Consider the following 16813-nt stretch of genomic DNA (forward strand, 5'->3'; position numbering starts at 1 on the left):
CTTGGTGAAAATCAGAGATCGGCCGGCAATGGTTCTTTCAGCCAGGTCCGGGAATTTTTCTCCAGCGCACCATCAGTCTTGGCGGTGGCGAGGATCTGATTGACCTTGCTCAACAGCGCGGGCTCGTTCTTGTTCACGCCAACGTAGACCGGCGAATCCTTGAGCTTCACTTTCAGTGCGGGTACGCGTTTCGGGTTTTTCTCGCTGATCGCCACCATCACCACGTTGCCGCTGGCGATCAGGTCGACCTGGCCGGCGAGGTAGGCGGCAATGGTCGAGTTGTTGTCTTCGAAGCGCTTGATGGTCACGCCTTCGGGGGCCACCTTGGTCAGCTCGATGTCTTCGATGGCGCCACGGGTGACGCTGACGGTTTTGCCCTTGAGGTCGTCCAGGCTTTTGATGTCGGCATCTGGCGGGCCGAACACCGCGAGGTAGAACGGTGCGTAGGCGCTGGAGAAGTCGATGACTTTCTCGCGTTCGGGGTTCTTGCCGAGACTGGATATCACCAGATCCACCTTGCCGGTGGTCAGGAACGGGATGCGGTTGGTGCTGTTGACCGGGGTCAGTTCGAGGTTGACCTTGAGCTGATCGGCCAGCAGTTTCGCGGTATCGATATCCAGGCCGCGCGGTTTCATGTCCGGGCCGACCGAGCCGAACGGCGGGAAGTCCTGCGGCACGGCGACTTTGAGAACGCCGCGCTTGACCACATCCTCCAGACCGTCGGCGTGGGCGGGCGCCTGGCTCAGCATCAGGCTGGCAAACAGGGCGGCAAGGAGGGCGCTGTAACGCTGGGTCATGGCAAATCTCCGGATCGGCGAGAAGTAAATTCTGCGGATCGACAGAGCACAGGCCATGCCAAGAGTCGGTTTTGGGGGCGCAGACCACAGGTTTACTGGCATTGTTCGGTCTTACTGGTCTGAACAGTCAGGTGGTGTTTCGCACCCCGATAGAGCATCGCCGGAAACCACCGAACCCCCATGGGGCACGACTTGCCGGGCGCTGCGATTAGCTTTACAACTGACCGCTCTTTGGCCTGGCTCGTTTGAAAAACCATGAATTCGATCTCCCGCGCCGTTCCAGAAGTGGCACTGCAAGCCATTCGTAAACTGATCACCGAGCAAGGGTTCGGGCCGGGGGATGCCTTGCCCTCGCAACGGGACCTGGCGGTGCAGTTGGGGGTCAGTCGAGCGTCATTGCGTGAGGCGTTGTCGTCGCTGAGCGCGGTGGGTGTGATCAATATCCAGCCAGGCAAAGGCGTATTCGTGCAGTCGCCGGTGGACCTGCCGCGTGGAGAGGCTGTCGTGAGCTGGCCGTTCGCTGCCCAAGCCTCGCCGCTGGATATTTTCCAGTTGCGTTATGCCCTGGAGGGTTTTGCCGCCGGTTTGGCGGCGGTGACCCTGAGCACTCAAGAGCTTGATGCGCTGGAAGACAACGTCGCTGCCATGCGCAAGGAATTGAAGGCCGGCGACTTCGAGGCGGCGGCACGGCTGGATTTCGAGTTCCACCGGCGCATCCTGCTGGCCAGCGGGAATCAGGCGATGCTGAGCATCCTGAGCGCCAGCGCCGAGATCTTTCTGGAGAGCCAAAAGCTACCGTTCATCCGGGCTGAACGGGCCCTGGAAACCTGGCAGGAACACCGAAAAATCCTCCGCGCGCTGACCCGCCGGGCCTCCGGCGCGGCACAGAAAGCTATGCAAGAACATGTACGAAACGCGGCGCTGCGTACAGGTATTGCCTTCGTTGCTCCCGCCGCCTCATGACTTGAGCTATACCCAAACTCATGGACCACCATAGCGAGACTCAATCATCTGCACCTTCCTGAACGAAGGAAGGGCGGCTATGATGGGCCACGTTTTTTTGCTTACAACCTGGAGACTTCCATGAGCAGCGATCTTATCAAACACGTTAGCGACGCTAGCTTCGAGGCCGACGTACTCAAGGCCGAAGGCGCTGTACTGGTCGACTACTGGGCTGAATGGTGCGGCCCTTGCAAAATGATCGCTCCTGTTCTGGACGAAATTGCTGAAACCTACAAAGGCAAGCTGACCGTTGCCAAACTGAACATCGACGAAAACCAGGAAACACCGGCCAAGCATGGCGTGCGTGGTATCCCGACGCTGATGCTGTTCAAGAACGGCAACGTTGAAGCGACCAAGGTCGGCGCACTGTCCAAGTCGCAGCTGGCTGCTTTCCTCGACGCCAACATTTAAGCGTCGATTTAAGCGTCATCAAAAAGGCCCCGCACATTGCGGGGCCTTTTCGTTATTCAGGGCTAGACGCTCCGAAACTCAGGTGTTACATTCGGCCCCGCACTGGTTTCTCCATTGCCCCCTGCTAGCCGTCGCCGACGCACTCCTTTTCGAATAAGTACGCGATCCTGTCGCCTTCTCTGCGGCGCGGCCTCATTAAGCCAAAAGCTTAATTTCCCCCCTCCATAAATGATTACGTCATTCCTATATGAATCTGACTGAACTCAAGCAAAAGCCGATTACCGAACTGCTCGAATTGGCCGAACAGATGGGCATAGAAAATATGGCCCGTTCGCGCAAGCAGGACGTGATTTTCTCCCTGCTCAAAAAGCACGCTAAAAGCGGCGAGGAAATCTCCGGTGATGGCGTGCTGGAGATTCTCCAGGACGGCTTCGGCTTCCTGCGCTCCGCTGACGCTTCCTATCTGGCCGGCCCGGACGATATCTACGTCTCGCCAAGCCAGATCCGCCGCTTTAACTTGCGCACCGGTGACACCATCGTTGGCAAGATCCGCCCTCCAAAGGAAGGCGAGCGTTATTTCGCGCTGCTCAAGGTTGATACGATCAACTACGATCGTCCCGAGAACGCGAAAAACAAGATTCTCTTCGAGAACCTGACCCCGCTGTTCCCGACTGTGCGCATGAAGATGGAAGCCGGTAACGGTTCCACCGAAGACTTGACCGGTCGTGTCATCGACCTGTGCGCCCCGATCGGCAAAGGCCAGCGCGGTCTGATCGTTGCACCGCCGAAAGCCGGTAAAACCATCATGCTGCAGAACATTGCAGCGAACATCGCCCGTAACAATCCTGAAGTTCATCTGATCGTTCTGCTGATCGACGAACGTCCGGAAGAAGTAACCGAAATGCAGCGCACCGTGCGCGGCGAAGTGGTTGCCTCGACGTTCGACGAGCCGCCAACCCGCCACGTGCAGGTTGCCGAAATGGTGATCGAGAAGGCCAAGCGCCTGGTCGAACATAAGAAAGACGTGGTGATCCTGCTCGACTCCATCACCCGTCTGGCTCGCGCCTACAACACCGTGATCCCGAGCTCCGGCAAGGTACTGACCGGTGGTGTCGATGCCCACGCCCTGGAGAAACCGAAACGTTTCTTCGGCGCCGCGCGGAACATCGAGGAAGGCGGTTCGCTGACCATCATCGCCACCGCGCTGGTTGAAACCGGCTCGAAGATGGACGAAGTGATCTACGAAGAATTCAAAGGCACCGGCAACATGGAACTGCCTCTGGATCGTCGTATCGCTGAAAAACGCGTTTTCCCGGCCATCAACATCAACCGCTCCGGCACGCGCCGCGAAGAGTTGCTGACAGCCGACGACGAGTTGCAGCGCATGTGGATCCTGCGCAAGCTGCTGCACCCGATGGACGAAATCGCTGCCATCGAGTTCCTGGTCGACAAGCTGAAAACGACCAAGACCAACGATGAGTTCTTCCTGTCGATGAAACGCAAGTAAGTCGATAAGGGCTGTGCCCTGTGTGGCTGTCTCGTTAGTTCAAATTCGGATGCCGCAAGCTCATAGCCAAGGCGCTGCGACGAGTCATAGCTAGCTATGGCGAGGAGCAGCAACGCAGGATATGAGCTTGCGGCGCCGAAGTTGACTAACAGAGACAGCCATACAGGGCACTAGAGCCGGGGAAACCCGGCTTTTTGCTATCTGATTTTTGATCAATCCGCAGTTCATGGTTCTGAATAGAGGGGTTCGGCGCTAAACTGCCACCCCCGAACGGCACGGCCAATACGAGGCTCACGCATGCAGTATCGCGACTTGCGCGACTTTATCAGCGGCCTGGAAAAGCGCGGCGAACTCAAGCGCATCCAGGTTCCGGTGTCCCCAGTGCTCGAAATGACCGAGGTCTGCGACCGCACCCTGCGTGCCAAAGGTCCGGCGCTGCTTTTCGAAAAGCCCACGGGTTATGACATCCCGGTGCTCGGCAATCTGTTCGGCACCCCTGAGCGCGTGGCGCTAGGCATGGGCGCCGAGGCGGTCAGTGAGCTGCGCGAGATCGGCAAGCTGCTGGCCTTCCTCAAAGAGCCCGAGCCTCCGAAGGGCTTGAAAGACGCCTGGTCGAAGTTGCCGATCTTCCGCAAGATCATCGCCATGGCGCCGAAAGTCGTCAAAGACGCGGTGTGCCAGGAAGTGGTCATCGAAGGCGACGACGTCGATCTGGCGATGCTCCCCGTGCAAACCTGCTGGCCGGGCGATGTCGGTCCGCTGATCACCTGGGGTCTGACCGTCACCAAAGGTCCGAACAAGGACCGCCAGAACCTCGGCATCTATCGTCAGCAAGTGATTGGCCGCAACAAAGTCATCATGCGTTGGTTGAGCCACCGTGGCGGTGCACTGGATTATCGCGAGTGGTGCGAGAAGCATCCTGGCCAGCCATTCCCGGTGTCCGTGGCGTTGGGCGCTGACCCGGCGACCATCCTCGGTGCCGTAACGCCGGTACCGGACAGTCTTTCCGAATACGCGTTTGCCGGTCTGCTGCGCGGTAATCGCACCGAGCTGGTGAAGTGCCGTGGCAATGACCTGCAAGTCCCGGCCACTGCCGAGATCATCCTTGAAGGCGTGATCCATCCGGGTGAGATGGCCGATGAAGGTCCGTATGGCGACCACACCGGTTACTACAACGAAGTCGACAGCTTCCCGGTGTTCACCGTCGAACGCATCACCCACCGGATCAAGCCGATCTACCACAGCACCTACACCGGCCGTCCACCGGATGAGCCGGCGATTCTCGGCGTGGCGCTGAACGAAGTGTTCGTACCGATCCTGCAGAAGCAGTTCCCGGAAATCACCGACTTCTACCTGCCGCCGGAAGGCTGTTCTTACCGCATGGCCATCGTGACCATGAAGAAGTCGTATCCGGGGCATGCCAAGCGGGTAATGCTCGGTGTCTGGTCGTTTTTGCGACAGTTCATGTACACCAAGTTCGTTATCGTCACTGATGACGACATCAACGCGCGGGACTGGAACGACGTGATCTGGGCCATCACCACGCGCATGGACCCCAAGCGCGACACGGTGATGATCGACAACACGCCGATCGACTACCTCGACTTCGCCTCGCCGGTCTCAGGCCTGGGGTCGAAAATGGGGCTCGATGCCACGCATAAATGGCCGGGCGAAACCACTCGCGAGTGGGGCCGGGTGATCGTCAAGGACGACGCCGTGACCCAACGGATCGATGCCATCTGGAATCAGTTAGGAATAGATTGATGCGTGTAACCTTGCAGCCCTCCGGAGCAGTGCTGGATATTCTGCCCGGCGAGCGGATTCTCGATGGTGCGCGGCGCCTGGGCTATGAATGCCCGCAAAGCTGCCGTAACGGCAATTGCCACGTGTGCGCGGCGTTGCTGGTGGAAGGGCGGGTCGAACAAGCCGGTAATGTGCGCGACCATGGCGAGTTCTACACTTGCATAGCAGAGCCGCTGGAAGACTGCATCGTGCTGTGGGATGGCGTGCTCGCGCTGGGAGAACTGCCGGTGCGTAGCGTGTCGTGTCAGGTCATTGAATGCAGGGACGTCGGCGGCGACACCTGGCGTGTGCGTCTGCGCGCGCCGGCCGGTAAACCACCGCGTTATCACGCGGGCCAGTACCTGATGATCGAGCGTGAAAGCGGCGAAAAATCCGCGTTTTCCCTGGCGTCCGCACCCCATGGTGGGCGTGATCTGGAAATTCATGTATTGGCGCGCGAAAGCAGTGCGTTGAATCTGATCAACCAGCTTCAGCGCAATCCGATGGTGCGAGTCGAACTGCCATTTGGCGATACGCATCTGGCGGAATTGCCGGACGGCCCGCTGGTGTTGATCGCCGCGGGCACCGGCATGGGCCAGATCCACAGCCTGATCGAACACTGCCGCGCCACGGGCTTCAAGTATCCGGTTCACCTGTACTGGGGCGTGCGCCGTCCTGAAGACTTCTACCAGATTGAACATTGGGATGAATGGTTGAAGCTGCCCAATTTGTTCCTGCACAAAGTCGTGAGTGATCAGTGTGGTTGGGGAGGGCGCTGTGGGATGCTGCATGAAGCGGTGTGCGAGGATTTTCCGGACCTGAAATCCTTGCATGTCTATGCCAGCGGCTCACCGGCCATGGTCTACGGCACGCTGGATGCGCTGGTTGAAGCCGGAATGGATGCTCATCAGATGCGTGCGGATGTGTTTGCGTACGCGCCGCGATCTTGATCCGCGATTTTGATCCTCGATCTTGATCCGCAGTCTTATCCGATATAACTCCACATATAGCCGATCGGTATTTATAGATTTATATAAATGCCGGTAGGTTATATCTCGTTAGGGCAATAATTTAATAACTGTGCCATGGCACCTAAATTGCCTTAAAACTTATGTGCCTTATTGTTACAGCGGTGCGTTCTATTAAGTAATTCATTACACGCGGGGAGCTGAACGCTATTCGCCATGAGCGCCATTGAATCGGCTTTTTTGAATCTGGCTTACCCTCCGCGGCTCGACTTGGGGCCGCAGCTTACGCACGAGCAGTTGCTCGGCTCGATGCAGTCGACCATGGCGCGCCACAAGGGCGGGCCTGTCTGGTTGTTCGCTTACGGTTCATTGATCTGGCGTCCAGAGTGCACGGCGGTAGAGCGCGTTCGCGGTCGGGTGCATGGTTACCATCGCGGTTTGTACCTGTGGTCTCACGAGCATCGCGGCACACCGGAAATGCCTGGCCTGGTGTTCGGTCTGGATCGTGGCGGCTCTTGCAGTGGCTTCGCTTATCGCTTGCCCGAAGAACAACTGGAAGCCTCGCTTTACGCGCTGTGGCAGCGCGAAATGCCCGTCCCCTCCTATCGCCCGCACTGGCTCAACTGCCGTCTCGAAGACGGAAACCAGGTTCAGGCATTGGGATTTGTATTGGAGCGGCACCTGCCCAGCTATGCCGGCAACTTGCCGGATCATGTGCTGAGCCAAGTGTTCGAAAGCGCTTGCGGGCGGTATGGCACCACTCGCGATTATGTGGAGCAGACGGCGCATGCCCTGCGTAGCCACGCCATGCCAGACCGAAATCTGGAGGCGCGGCTCAAACGCTGCAAGTCAAAGTCCGATCAGGCGATCGCTGCTTCGCGGGTCTGACTGGCGGTTTGCTTGTGTCCCAGCGTGGGTGCCAGGAAGGCCATCGCCAGCAAACAAGCGGCGACTAACAGGATGAAACCGCCATCCCAGCCGAAGTAGTCCACGGTGTAACCCATCAGGGCACTGGCCGCGACTGAGCCACCCAGATAACCGAACAGGCCGGTAAAGCCAGCCGCTGTGCCGGCGGCTTTCTTCGGCACCAGTTCCAGTGCTTGCAAGCCGACCAGCATCACCGGGCCATAGATCAGGAAGCCGATCGCGAACAGTGAAATCATGTCGACCATCGGGTTGCCCGGCGGATTCAGCCAGTAGACGATTGTCGCGACGGTCACCAGCGCCATGAACACCATGCCGGTCAGGCCACGGTTGCCGCGAAAGATCTTGTCCGACATCCAGCCGCACAGCAGTGTGCCGGGAATGCCTGCCCACTCGTACAGGAAGTAAGCCCACGACGTCTTGTCGAAGTCGAAGTGTTTGACCTCTTTGAGGTAGGTCGGCGCCCAATCCAGAATGCCGTAGCGCAGCAGGTAGACGAAGACGTTGGCCAGCGCGATGAACCAGAGCATTTTGTTGCGCAGCACGTATTTGACGAAGATGTCCTTGGCGCTGAATTCTTCTTCGTGGCTGGCGTCGTAGCCTTCCGGGTAATCGTTCTTGTACTTCTCGATGGGCGGCAGGCCCGTCGATTGCGGTGTATCGCGCATCACAATGAAGGCAAACACGGCGACCAGCAGCGCCACGGCGGCAGGTACATAGAACTTGCTGTGCCAGTCGTTGAACCAGCCCATGCCAAGAATCGCCAACGGGCCGATCAAGCCACCGCCCACGTTATGCGCGGTGTTCCACACCGACACCACCTGACCGCGTTCTTTCTGCGACCACCAATGCACCATGGTCCGCCCGCTCGGCGGCCAGCCCATGCCTTGCGCCCAGCCGTTGATGAACAACAGGATGAACATCATGGTCACGCTGGACGTCGCCCAAGGTGCGAAACCGAACACGAACATGACTCCGGCGGATACCACCAGGCCAAAAGGCAGAAAGTAACGCGGGTTGGAGCGGTCGGACACGATGCCCATCAGAAACTTGGACAGGCCATAGGCGATCGCAATCGCCGACATGGCCACGCCCAGCTGACCCTTTGTGTAGCCTTGGGCAATCAGGTCCGGGAACGCCAGGGTGAAGTTCTTGCGCAGCAGGTAATAACCCGCATACCCAATGAAAATCCCGGCGAAGATCTGCCAGCGAAGGCGTTTGTACGTGTCGTCTATTTTTTCTTCAGGCAATGGAGCCTGATGTGCGGCAGGGCGAAAGAAAGCAAACATTCAAGAGCTCCAGATTTCTTGTTTTGACTGCGGATGCGAATGTTACAGTTTCGTTACCGAAAATAGCACTGGTTCGTATTGGCCAAAAAGCGGAAATGTGGGCGATCGTGTGTTCCTTTATGAACATGTCGTACAGGCATAAGTGAAGGGCGGTGTGGGAAACGTCCTTCGCGGCCCTTAAAGACGCATTGCGCTCCGGAGTAGGACATAGCTTTGGGAAATGTCCTGCGTTGGTATGGGAGGTTGTGGCGTCCTGTTTTGGGGGCCGAGCCTTGACCTTTGTGCGGGGCCAGGTCCGGCATTTCAGTGGCGAGGGGAGGGGGCATTGCCGGAGGGAGGATGTTCGGAAGTTGTTTTAGTCTCGGCCAATAAAAACGCGGTCTGGACAACCCAGACCGCATTTTCAGGCTCAGCGAACCTGAACCACCACTTTCCCGACCGCCTTGCGCTGGCCAAGATCATTGATCGCCTGCGCGGCATTGCTCAGCGGATACACCTGCGACACCAACGGCTTCAACTTGCCCTCGGCAAACCAGCCAAACAACTGCTGGAAGTTCGCCGCGTTGTCTTGAGGCTGGCGTTGGGCAAAGGCACCCCAGAACACGCCGACCACAGCGGCACCTTTGAGCAGCGCCAGGTTCACTGGAAATTCCGGAATGCGTCCACTGGCGAAGCCAACCACCAACAAGCGGCCGTTCCAGGCGATGGCGCGCACGGCCTGGTCAAACAGGTCGCCGCCGACCGGGTCGTAGATCACGTCGGCGCCTTGGCCGTCGGTCAGGCGTTTGATCTCGTCCTTGAGGTTGGTTTCGCTGTAGTTGATCAGTTCATCGGCGCCGGCAGCCTTGGCCACCGCAAGTTTTTCGGCACTGCTGGCGGCGGCGATCACGCGGGCGCCCATGGCTTTGCCGATTTCCACGGCGGCCAGGCCCACACCGCCGGAAGCACCGAGCACCAGCAGGGTTTCGCCGGGTTGCAGATTGGCGCGTTGCTTGAGGGCATGCATGGAAGTGCCGTAGGTCATGCTGAAAGCGGCGGCGGTGTTGAAGTCCATCGACGGTGGGATCGGCAGTACGTTGTAGCCCGGCACGGCAACCTGTTCGGCGAAGCTGCCCCAGCCGGTCAGCGCCATGACTCGATCACCGACCTTGAGGTGGCTGACCTTTTCGCCCACCGCACTAACCACGCCAGCCGCTTCACCGCCCGGAGAGAACGGAAAGGGTGGCTTGAACTGGTATTTGCCCTCGATGATCAGCGTGTCCGGGAAATTGACCCCGGCGGCGTGCACGTCCAGCAGGATTTCATTCTTCTTGGCGACAGGACTGGCGACGTCTTCCAGTACCAGCGATTCGGCAGGGCCGAAGGCTTTGCACAGCACGGCTTTCATCAGGGCTATTCCTTTGGGAGTGATGGCCGATAAGTGTAAGTGTGTGAGTCGATGGGTCAACGAGCATGCCCGACCCTGATAGTCAGCCATAAGCTTGTGCTTGAGCGGCGGGTCGTTATGCTTGGCCGCAAACCGGATAAGGAGCGAATTGTGAAAGCGTGGATCATGTTGTTGCTGGCCCTGTCTCTGCCTGTGGCAGCGATGGCCGAAGAAGCTAAAGAAGGTGAAGCTCCGAAGGTCAATTACATCACCCTCAGCCCGCCGTTCGTGGGCAACTATGGGCTGGACGGTACGCCCAAGCTCAAGGTGTACAAGGCTGATGTGGCCTTGCGCGTGACCGGTGAGGATGCCACCAAAGCGGTGAAGGCCAACGAGCCGCTGATCCGCAATCAGCTGGTGGCGTTGTTTGCTCAGCAGACGACCGAGACGATGAGCAACGTTGAGGCCAAGGAAAAACTGCGGCAGGAAGCCCTGAAGCAGACTCAGCAGGTAATGAACGACGAAACCGGCAAACCGGTGATTGAGGATTTGTTGTTTAACAACCTGATCATCCAGTAATGCTGGATCCTGTAGGAGCATGGCTTGCCAGCGATAGCAATCTCAAGGACGCCATCGCCGGCAAGCCGTGCTCCTACAAAAGGCGCGATCTCAAGGACGCAATCGCCGGCAAGCCGTACTCCTACAAAAGGCGCAATCTCAAGGACGCCATCGCCGGCAAGCCGTGCTCCTACAAAAGCGCCTCAGCAAGTAACGGCCATTAAAAAAACATTTCAGCGCAGTGCTATAACCGCCGCCCACTGCTCAGCAGTAACCGGCATCACCGACAATCTCGAACCTTTCTGCACCAACGGCATCTCCGCCAACGCGGTCTGTTGCTTCAGATAATCCAGCTTCAGCACCCTGAAAAACGTCTCGACATGCGCCACATCGATCGCGCTCCAGGCATTTTTCTCGGCAGTGGCCTTCGGGTCGAAGTAATGACTCTCAGGCTCCAGCGCCGTCGGGTCCGGGTACGCGGCTTCGACAATCTTGCCGATCCCGGCAATTCCCGGCTCCGGGCAGCTGGAGTGATAAAAGAAAAACTCGTCACCAACCGCCATGGCCCGCAAAAAGTTACGTGCCTGATAGTTGCGAACCCCATCCCAGCGCGCTCGGCCAAGTTTCTCCAGGCCTTTGATCGAGAGTTCGTCGGGCTCGGATTTCATCAGCCAATAGGCCATGGATTTTGCTCCTTGCGAGATGAGTGGAGAGGTTGTCAGGTCATTTTATGACAAACCGACAGTCGGTTGACGCCAGCGTTTGCGTGTCAGATCACGTTGTCGCAAAATGCCGGCCTTCTTAGCTTGACGCTGCTGCACGGCCTACACCTACAACGGAACCGCTGCTGTCATCGTGTTGATGTGCCTTTGGGGGGCAATCGATGAAACGCAAACCGGATTTACTATGGATTTTGGTTATTTTGTTCGGCCTCGGCGTCGTAACCACCGGTTATGCCCAAAGCCTGTGGAACAACAAGACTGACGCGCCGATCGAAATCGCTCAGCAACAACAGCCGTCGGCCTTCAAGCGCTAAACCTGTCTTTTGGACGCCGCTGATGGCAGTGGCGTCTAGTCTGCGAAATACCACGCCTTGTCTGTTACCGTTCCTTGCAACGGCACATCCCAGCTCGCTTGAGCCAATCGTTCGACTTTCTGACATTCATGGGCTAGCCCCAACAGCGTCGGCTTGCGCCAGGTTTTGCGGCGCGCCAGATAGGCCAGGCTTCGGTCATAGAACCCTCCGCCCATTCCGAGCCGCCCGCCGACATCGTCAAATCCCACCAATGGCAACAGCACGAGATCCAGTGTCCAAACCTTGCGTTGTCGGGCAAGGTTGGCTCGGGGTTCGAGAATACGGAAACGGTTGGGTTGGAGTTTTTCGCCCGGGCGAATTCGCTGGAATACCATTTTGGTTCGCGGCCAGGCACTGAGCACCGGCAAATACGTCGCCTTGCCCCGGCGTTGAGCGGCGCGCAGCAGTACGCGCGGGTCGATTTCACCGTCGGTCGGCAGGTACAGGGAAATGTGTTTGGCGCGGCGAAACAACGGTTGTTGAGCCAATTGCTTGTACAGCCCGCGAGCAGCCTGGCGCTGCTGACTGGGGGTCAGTGCGCGGCGGGCCTTACGCAGCATGCGTCGAAGTAGCGGGCGGGGAAGCAGCGCAAGTTCGGTCATGGATTCAGGCTTCAACAGGACGAATACGTAAAGCGTACCCGTAAAAAAGCCGATGCCGGTAATTAAACCGGCATCGGACTGGAATCAGGCTCCCCGGATGAACCGCTGCTGACTTAGCCCTTGAACCCGAAAGTTCAAGGTGGAAGATGCAGTAGGCTTTAAGGCTTTCCGTCTAGCGGACATGCACACCAGCCCAACGTGCAGCCTCCAGGGTAGTGCGAATCGGCTCAGGGACGTGGTCAACTGGCAAGCACCCCAGGGAGTGTTGCGAGTATAACCCAAGCGGTTCGACGAATCAGCCCTTGGTGACGTCCGGATCGGTCGCGAGCACCAGATCGACGCGGTCCAGCAGGTCGCGAACCTGTTCGCGAGTCGAGCCGCTGGCTTGTACGTCCGGCCTTTCTTCCTTGTGCAGCAGGTCGTGCGTGATGTTCAGCGCGGCCATTACTGCAATGCGGTCGGCGCCGATGACTTTGCCGCTGCTGCGGATTTCGCGCATTTTGCCGTCCAGGTAGCGGGCGGCGCTCACCAGGTTGCTGCGTTCTTCCTGGGGGCAAATGATCGAATATTCTTTGTCGAGGATCTGCACGGTGACGCTATTGCTTGAACTCATGAGTCTTGCTCCAGGGCCTTGAGGCGCGAAATCATCGATTCGACCTTACGCCGGGCGATTTCGTTTTTTTCAATGAGGTGTGCGCGTTCCTCGCGCCAGGTCTTTTCCTGAGCTAGTAAGAGTCCGTTTTGACTCTTTAGTTGCTCGACTCGACTAATCAGCAGTTCGAGTCTGGCCATCAGCGCTTGCAGGTCGGTGTCGTCCATAGTGTCCACATAGAGAGTCTGATGGGTGGTAACTGGCGGACAGCCTTTAATAGTCTTGGCGAGTCTGTCGATGTAGGATACAAGGCCTTCATTCTAGACATAGCGCCGTCTGGCGCCTAGCTGCCCATGACCATTCAGAATTCCCCGTACCAAGCCTTCGCCACCCTGCTGACTTCCAGCGGTCATAACGTCTCACCTGCTGAACTGCATGGCCTGTTGCTCGGCCGCAGTTGCGCCGGTGCCGGCTTCGATGCCGAAGGCTGGCTGGTCGATGCCGCCGAGTTGCTCGAAAACGAACCGCAGGACAACGTCCGCAACGCCTTGATCGGCTTGCAGGCGATGGTCAAGGGCGAGCTCACTGGCGACGACGTGACCGTCGTTCTGCTGCTGCCGACCGACGACGCACCGCTGGCTGAGCGTGCCGTCGCACTGGGCCAATGGTGCCAGGGCTTCCTCAGCGGTTTCGGTTTGAACTGCCGGGACAGCAGCATGCTCAGCACCGAGGCCACCGAAGTGTTGCAGGACCTGGCGGCGATTTCTCAGGTGCAAGATGCCCTGGAAGAGTCCGAAGACGGCGAAAGCGATTACATGGAAGTCATGGAGTACCTGCGCGTCGCTCCGCTGCTGCTGTTCTCCGAAACCAAAAAAGCGGACGTGCCACCAGCCGCCAAACCGTCTTTGCATTAATCGCGTGCCAGGAAAAGCCATCTGCCCATGATTCATATCCCGAAATCGGAATACAGCCGTCGCCGCAAGGCCTTGATGGCGCAGATGGAACCCAACAGCATCGCGATCCTGCCCGCCGCCGCGGTTGCCATCCGCAACCGCGACGTCGAGCACGTCTATCGTCAAGACAGCGATTTTCAGTACCTCAGCGGTTTCCCCGAGCCTCAGGCGGTTCTCGTGTTGATGCCGGGGCGCGTGCATGGCGAATACATCCTGTTTTGCCGTGAGCGCAACGCCGAGCGAGAGTTGTGGGACGGTTTGCGCGCCGGCCAGGAAGGCGCGATTCGCGACTTCGGTGCCGACGACGCCTTTCCCATCACTGACATCGACGACATCCTGCCGGGCCTGATTGAAGGGCGCGACCGGGTGTATTCGGCCATGGGCAGCAACCCCGAATTTGACCGGCACCTGATGGACTGGATCAACGTGATCCGCTCTAAGGCGCACCTCGGCGCCCAGCCGCCAAACGAATTTGTTGCCCTGGATCACCTGCTTCACGACATGCGCCTGTATAAATCGGCGGCAGAAGTGAAGGTCATGCGCGAAGCCGCACGGATTTCCGCCCAGGCGCACATCCGCGCGATGCAAGCCAGCCGGGTCGGGCTGCACGAGTTCAGCCTCGAAGCCGAGCTCGATTACGAGTTCCGTAAGGGCGGCGCGAAAATGCCGGCCTACGGTTCAATCGTCGCCGCCGGGCGCAACAGCTGCATCCTGCATTACCAGCAGAATGACGCGGTGCTCAAGGACGGCGATCTGGTGCTGATCGACGCCGGTTGCGAGATCGATTGCTACGCCAGCGACATCACCCGTACCTGGCCGGTCAACGGCAAGTATTCACCGGAACAGAAAGCGATCTATGAGTTGGTGCTGGCCTCGCAAGAAGCCGCCTTCGCCGAAATCGCCCCGAACAAACACTGGAATCAGGCGCACGAAGCCACGGTCCGGGTGATTACCACCGGGCTGGTGACGCTCGGCTTGTTGCAGGGTGACGTCGACGAATTGATCGCCAGCGAAGCCTACAAGGCGTTTTACATGCACCGCGCCGGCCACTGGCTGGGGATGGATGTGCATGACGTCGGCGAGTACAAGGTCGGCGGCGAATGGCGGGTGCTGGAGGTCGGCATGGCGCTGACGGTGGAGCCGGGGATCTACATTTCCCCGAACAACCAGAACGTGGCGAAGAAATGGCGCGGCATCGGCGTGCGCATCGAGGACGACGTGGTGGTGACCAAGAGCGGTTGTGAAATTTTGACCAAAGGCGTGCCGAAAACGGTCGCCGACATCGAGGCCCTGATGGCGCAAGCGCGGACACAAGCAGCATGAGCCGGGTCAATCTGGCGATCATCGGTGGCGGCCTGGTCGGCGCCAGTCTCGCGTTGGCGTTGCAGGCCGGGGCCAAGGCGCGCGGCTGGAAGATCGTCCTCATCGAGCCCTTCGCCCCCGGCGATACCTATCAGCCGAGCTACGACGCCCGCTCTTCGGCGCTGTCCTATGGCGCCAAACAGATTTACCAACGGTTGGGCGTGTGGCAGGAAATCTCCCGCCGCGCCGAGCCGATCAAGCAGATTCATGTCTCCGACCGTGGACGTTTTTCCACCGCACGTTTATCGGCGATGGAAGAAGGCGTTCCGGCGCTGGGTTACGTGGTGGAAAACGCCTGGCTCGGCCAATGCCTCTGGCAAGGTCTGGACAAGGACGTGGTCGCTTGGCGTTGCCCGGCGGAAGTCACGCGCATGGAGCCGCTGACCGATGGCTACCGCCTGACCCTCAATGACGAAACCACCCTGGAATGCGATCTTGCAGTGCTTGCCGATGGCGGCCGTTCAGGCCTGCGCGAGCAACTGGGGATCGGCATCAAGAAGCGTCCGTACAACCAGAGCGCGCTGATTGCCAACATCACCCCGAGCGAAGCGCACAACGGCATGGCCTTTGAGCGGTTCACTGACGATGGCCCGATGGCGCTGTTGCCGCTGCCGGAAAACCGCTGCGCGCTGGTCTGGACCCGTCTGGGCATGGACGCGCAACGGCTGGCGGCGCTCGATGAAAAGAGCTTCCTCAGTGAGTTGCAGGGTGTGTTTGGTTATCGCCTCGGCACCCTCAAACAGGTCGGCGCGCGGCATCTTTACCCGCTGACGCTGATCGAAGCCGAAGAGCAGGTGCGTCCGCATCTGGCGATTCTCGGCAACGCGGCTCACAGCCTGCACCCGATTGCCGGCCAGGGCTTCAACCTGTCGCTGCGCGATGCCCAGGCCTTGGCCGATGCGCTTTTGGCGAGCGAGACATCGCCCGGCGACTTCGCAACCTTGCAGGCGTACCGCGAGCGCCAACGTCTGGATCAGAACCTGACGGTAGGCTTCTCCGATCAGGTCACCCGTTTGTTCGGCAGCACCCAGCCGCTGGTGTCGCTGGGGCGCAACCTCGGCTTGCTGGGTCTCGATCTGTTGCCGCCGGCCAAGCGCTGGTTCGCCCGGCAGGCCATGGGATTGGGTACCCGTCCCGATGCTTAAGTGGCTAACGAACACATTCGGCAAAGCGCGGTTGATGCGATGGTTCATGTCCTTTTACCCGCCGTACCTGGGCGCCGGAGTCCGGGTGCGGCACATCAGCGATGACTTTCGGGACGTCACGGTGACCATGGGCCTGAGCTGGTACAACCGCAATTACGTAGGCACCCAGTTTGGCGGCAGCCTGTATTCGATGGTCGATCCGTTCTACATGCTGATGCTGATGGAAAACCTCGGACGCCAATACATCGTCTGGGACAAAACCGCTGACATCGATTTCATTTCGCCGGGCAAAGGCCCGGTGTTCGCCAATTTTCGGATCGATGAGACCTTGCTCGACGAGATCCGTCGGCAAACGGCCGATGGCGAAAAATACCTGCCGCAGTTGCAGGTCGATATCCACGACGGCGCCGGCACCTTGGTGGCGCGGGTCGAAAAAACCCTTTACGTGCGGCTCAAGCCGCAAGCGAGACAGGCTTAAAG

Annotated in this window: 20 protein-coding genes and 1 other RNA gene; 13 read left to right on the plus strand and 8 right to left on the minus strand. The window is 58.9% G+C overall.

The genetic code is table 11. The annotated features are described in order from the left end of the window. Positions 1-11: 11 nt before the first annotated feature. A complete protein-coding gene (locus tag KGB06_RS17405; protein WP_223517801.1) occupies positions 12-797 on the minus strand; it encodes a transporter substrate-binding domain-containing protein in 786 nt (261 codons plus the stop codon). A 255-nt stretch (positions 798-1052) separates the two neighbouring features. On the opposite strand from KGB06_RS17405, the gene KGB06_RS17410 reads away from it, so the two are divergent. The 6 genes from KGB06_RS17410 to KGB06_RS17435 all read left to right on the plus strand — a co-directional run bounded on the left by KGB06_RS17410 (position 1053) and on the right by KGB06_RS17435 (position 7355). After that, on the plus strand, positions 1053-1760 hold the full coding sequence (locus tag KGB06_RS17410; RefSeq protein ID WP_223517802.1) for a FadR/GntR family transcriptional regulator: 708 nt from the start codon (positions 1053-1055) through the stop codon (positions 1758-1760). A 120-nt stretch (positions 1761-1880) separates the two neighbouring features. Next, positions 1881-2210 carry a thioredoxin TrxA gene (gene trxA / locus KGB06_RS17415; protein WP_003206727.1) on the plus strand — a complete coding sequence of 110 codons (330 nt, stop codon included), beginning with the start codon at positions 1881-1883 and terminating at the stop codon, positions 2208-2210. Positions 2211-2457: 247 nt separating this feature from the next. Continuing rightward, positions 2458-3717 carry a transcription termination factor Rho gene (rho, locus tag KGB06_RS17420; RefSeq protein ID WP_007942421.1) on the plus strand — a complete coding sequence of 420 codons (1260 nt, stop codon included), beginning with the start codon at positions 2458-2460 and terminating at the stop codon, positions 3715-3717. A 297-nt stretch (positions 3718-4014) separates the two neighbouring features. After that, positions 4015-5481 carry a 4-hydroxy-3-polyprenylbenzoate decarboxylase gene (ubiD, locus tag KGB06_RS17425; RefSeq protein ID WP_223517803.1) on the plus strand — a complete coding sequence of 489 codons (1467 nt, stop codon included), beginning with the start codon at positions 4015-4017 and terminating at the stop codon, positions 5479-5481. After that, complete coding sequence (locus KGB06_RS17430; RefSeq protein WP_223517804.1) at positions 5481-6449, plus strand: CDP-6-deoxy-delta-3,4-glucoseen reductase; 969 nt, start codon at positions 5481-5483, stop codon at positions 6447-6449. Before ubiD ends, KGB06_RS17430 begins: the two co-directional genes overlap by 1 nt. A gap of 234 nt (positions 6450-6683) precedes the next feature. Beyond that, a complete protein-coding gene (locus KGB06_RS17435) occupies positions 6684-7355 on the plus strand; it encodes a gamma-glutamylcyclotransferase (protein WP_223517809.1) in 672 nt (223 codons plus the stop codon). On the opposite strand, the gene glpT is transcribed toward KGB06_RS17435, so the two are convergent. Further along, a complete protein-coding gene (gene glpT / locus KGB06_RS17440) occupies positions 7328-8680 on the minus strand; it encodes a glycerol-3-phosphate transporter (RefSeq protein WP_223517817.1) in 1353 nt (450 codons plus the stop codon). The genes KGB06_RS17435 and glpT overlap by 28 nt on opposite strands. A 409-nt stretch (positions 8681-9089) precedes the next feature. Continuing rightward, complete coding sequence (locus KGB06_RS17445) at positions 9090-10067, minus strand: NADPH:quinone oxidoreductase family protein (protein WP_223517819.1); 978 nt, start codon at positions 10065-10067, stop codon at positions 9090-9092. Between the two features lie 150 nt (positions 10068-10217). Between KGB06_RS17445 and KGB06_RS17450 the strand changes: the two genes are divergently transcribed. Both KGB06_RS17450 and KGB06_RS17455 read left to right on the plus strand, forming a co-directional pair. Beyond that, on the plus strand, positions 10218-10625 hold the full coding sequence (locus tag KGB06_RS17450) for a flagellar basal body-associated protein FliL (protein ID WP_223517821.1): 408 nt from the start codon (positions 10218-10220) through the stop codon (positions 10623-10625). Further along, positions 10625-10828, plus strand: a complete 204-nt coding sequence (locus KGB06_RS17455) for a hypothetical protein (protein ID WP_223517822.1) — start codon at positions 10625-10627, stop codon at positions 10826-10828. Before KGB06_RS17450 ends, KGB06_RS17455 begins: the two co-directional genes overlap by 1 nt. 9 nt (positions 10829-10837) lie before the next feature. On the opposite strand, the gene KGB06_RS17460 is transcribed toward KGB06_RS17455, so the two are convergent. Further along, positions 10838-11287 carry an EVE domain-containing protein gene (locus KGB06_RS17460; protein ID WP_223517823.1) on the minus strand — a complete coding sequence of 150 codons (450 nt, stop codon included), beginning with the start codon at positions 11285-11287 and terminating at the stop codon, positions 10838-10840. 200 nt (positions 11288-11487) lie between these two features. On the opposite strand from KGB06_RS17460, the gene KGB06_RS17465 reads away from it, so the two are divergent. Continuing rightward, the gene (locus KGB06_RS17465) at positions 11488-11640 is read left to right on the plus strand and encodes a hypothetical protein (RefSeq protein ID WP_007942433.1); all 153 of its coding nucleotides are present in this window, start codon (positions 11488-11490) and stop codon (positions 11638-11640) included. A gap of 35 nt (positions 11641-11675) precedes the next feature. On the opposite strand, the gene KGB06_RS17470 is transcribed toward KGB06_RS17465, so the two are convergent. The 4 genes from KGB06_RS17470 to KGB06_RS17485 form a co-directional block, all read right to left on the minus strand. Next, positions 11676-12281, minus strand: a complete 606-nt coding sequence (locus KGB06_RS17470; RefSeq protein ID WP_223517824.1) for a 5-formyltetrahydrofolate cyclo-ligase — start codon at positions 12279-12281, stop codon at positions 11676-11678. Positions 12282-12367: 86 nt separating this feature from the next. Further along, positions 12368-12546: non-coding RNA, 6S RNA (ssrS, locus tag KGB06_RS17475), on the minus strand. 30 nt (positions 12547-12576) lie between these two features. Further along, positions 12577-12894: a cell division protein ZapA gene (locus KGB06_RS17480; RefSeq protein WP_007942435.1), complete on the minus strand. Its 318-nt coding sequence runs from the start codon at positions 12892-12894 to the stop codon at positions 12577-12579. Next, positions 12891-13100 carry a TIGR02449 family protein gene (locus KGB06_RS17485; protein WP_223517825.1) on the minus strand — a complete coding sequence of 70 codons (210 nt, stop codon included), beginning with the start codon at positions 13098-13100 and terminating at the stop codon, positions 12891-12893. The genes KGB06_RS17480 and KGB06_RS17485 overlap by 4 nt, the downstream gene beginning before the upstream one ends. A 126-nt stretch (positions 13101-13226) precedes the next feature. Between KGB06_RS17485 and KGB06_RS17490 the strand changes: the two genes are divergently transcribed. From KGB06_RS17490 to KGB06_RS17505, 4 genes are read left to right on the plus strand one after another with little or no spacing between them, the layout of a single operon-like run. Beyond that, positions 13227-13787, plus strand: a complete 561-nt coding sequence (locus KGB06_RS17490) for a YecA family protein (protein WP_223517826.1) — start codon at positions 13227-13229, stop codon at positions 13785-13787. A 27-nt stretch (positions 13788-13814) separates the two neighbouring features. Beyond that, on the plus strand, positions 13815-15149 hold the full coding sequence (pepP, locus tag KGB06_RS17495; protein ID WP_223517827.1) for a Xaa-Pro aminopeptidase: 1335 nt from the start codon (positions 13815-13817) through the stop codon (positions 15147-15149). Then, a complete protein-coding gene (gene ubiH, locus KGB06_RS17500; protein WP_223517828.1) occupies positions 15146-16333 on the plus strand; it encodes a 2-octaprenyl-6-methoxyphenyl hydroxylase in 1188 nt (395 codons plus the stop codon). The genes pepP and ubiH overlap by 4 nt, the downstream gene beginning before the upstream one ends. Further along, positions 16326-16811: a DUF4442 domain-containing protein gene (locus KGB06_RS17505; protein ID WP_223517830.1), complete on the plus strand. Its 486-nt coding sequence runs from the start codon at positions 16326-16328 to the stop codon at positions 16809-16811. Before ubiH ends, KGB06_RS17505 begins: the two co-directional genes overlap by 8 nt. Positions 16812-16813 lie beyond the last annotated feature (2 nt).

It is taken from the genome of Pseudomonas sp. GL-B-19, from assembly GCF_019956415.1.
Taxonomy (GTDB): Bacteria; Pseudomonadota; Gammaproteobacteria; order Pseudomonadales; family Pseudomonadaceae; genus Aquipseudomonas.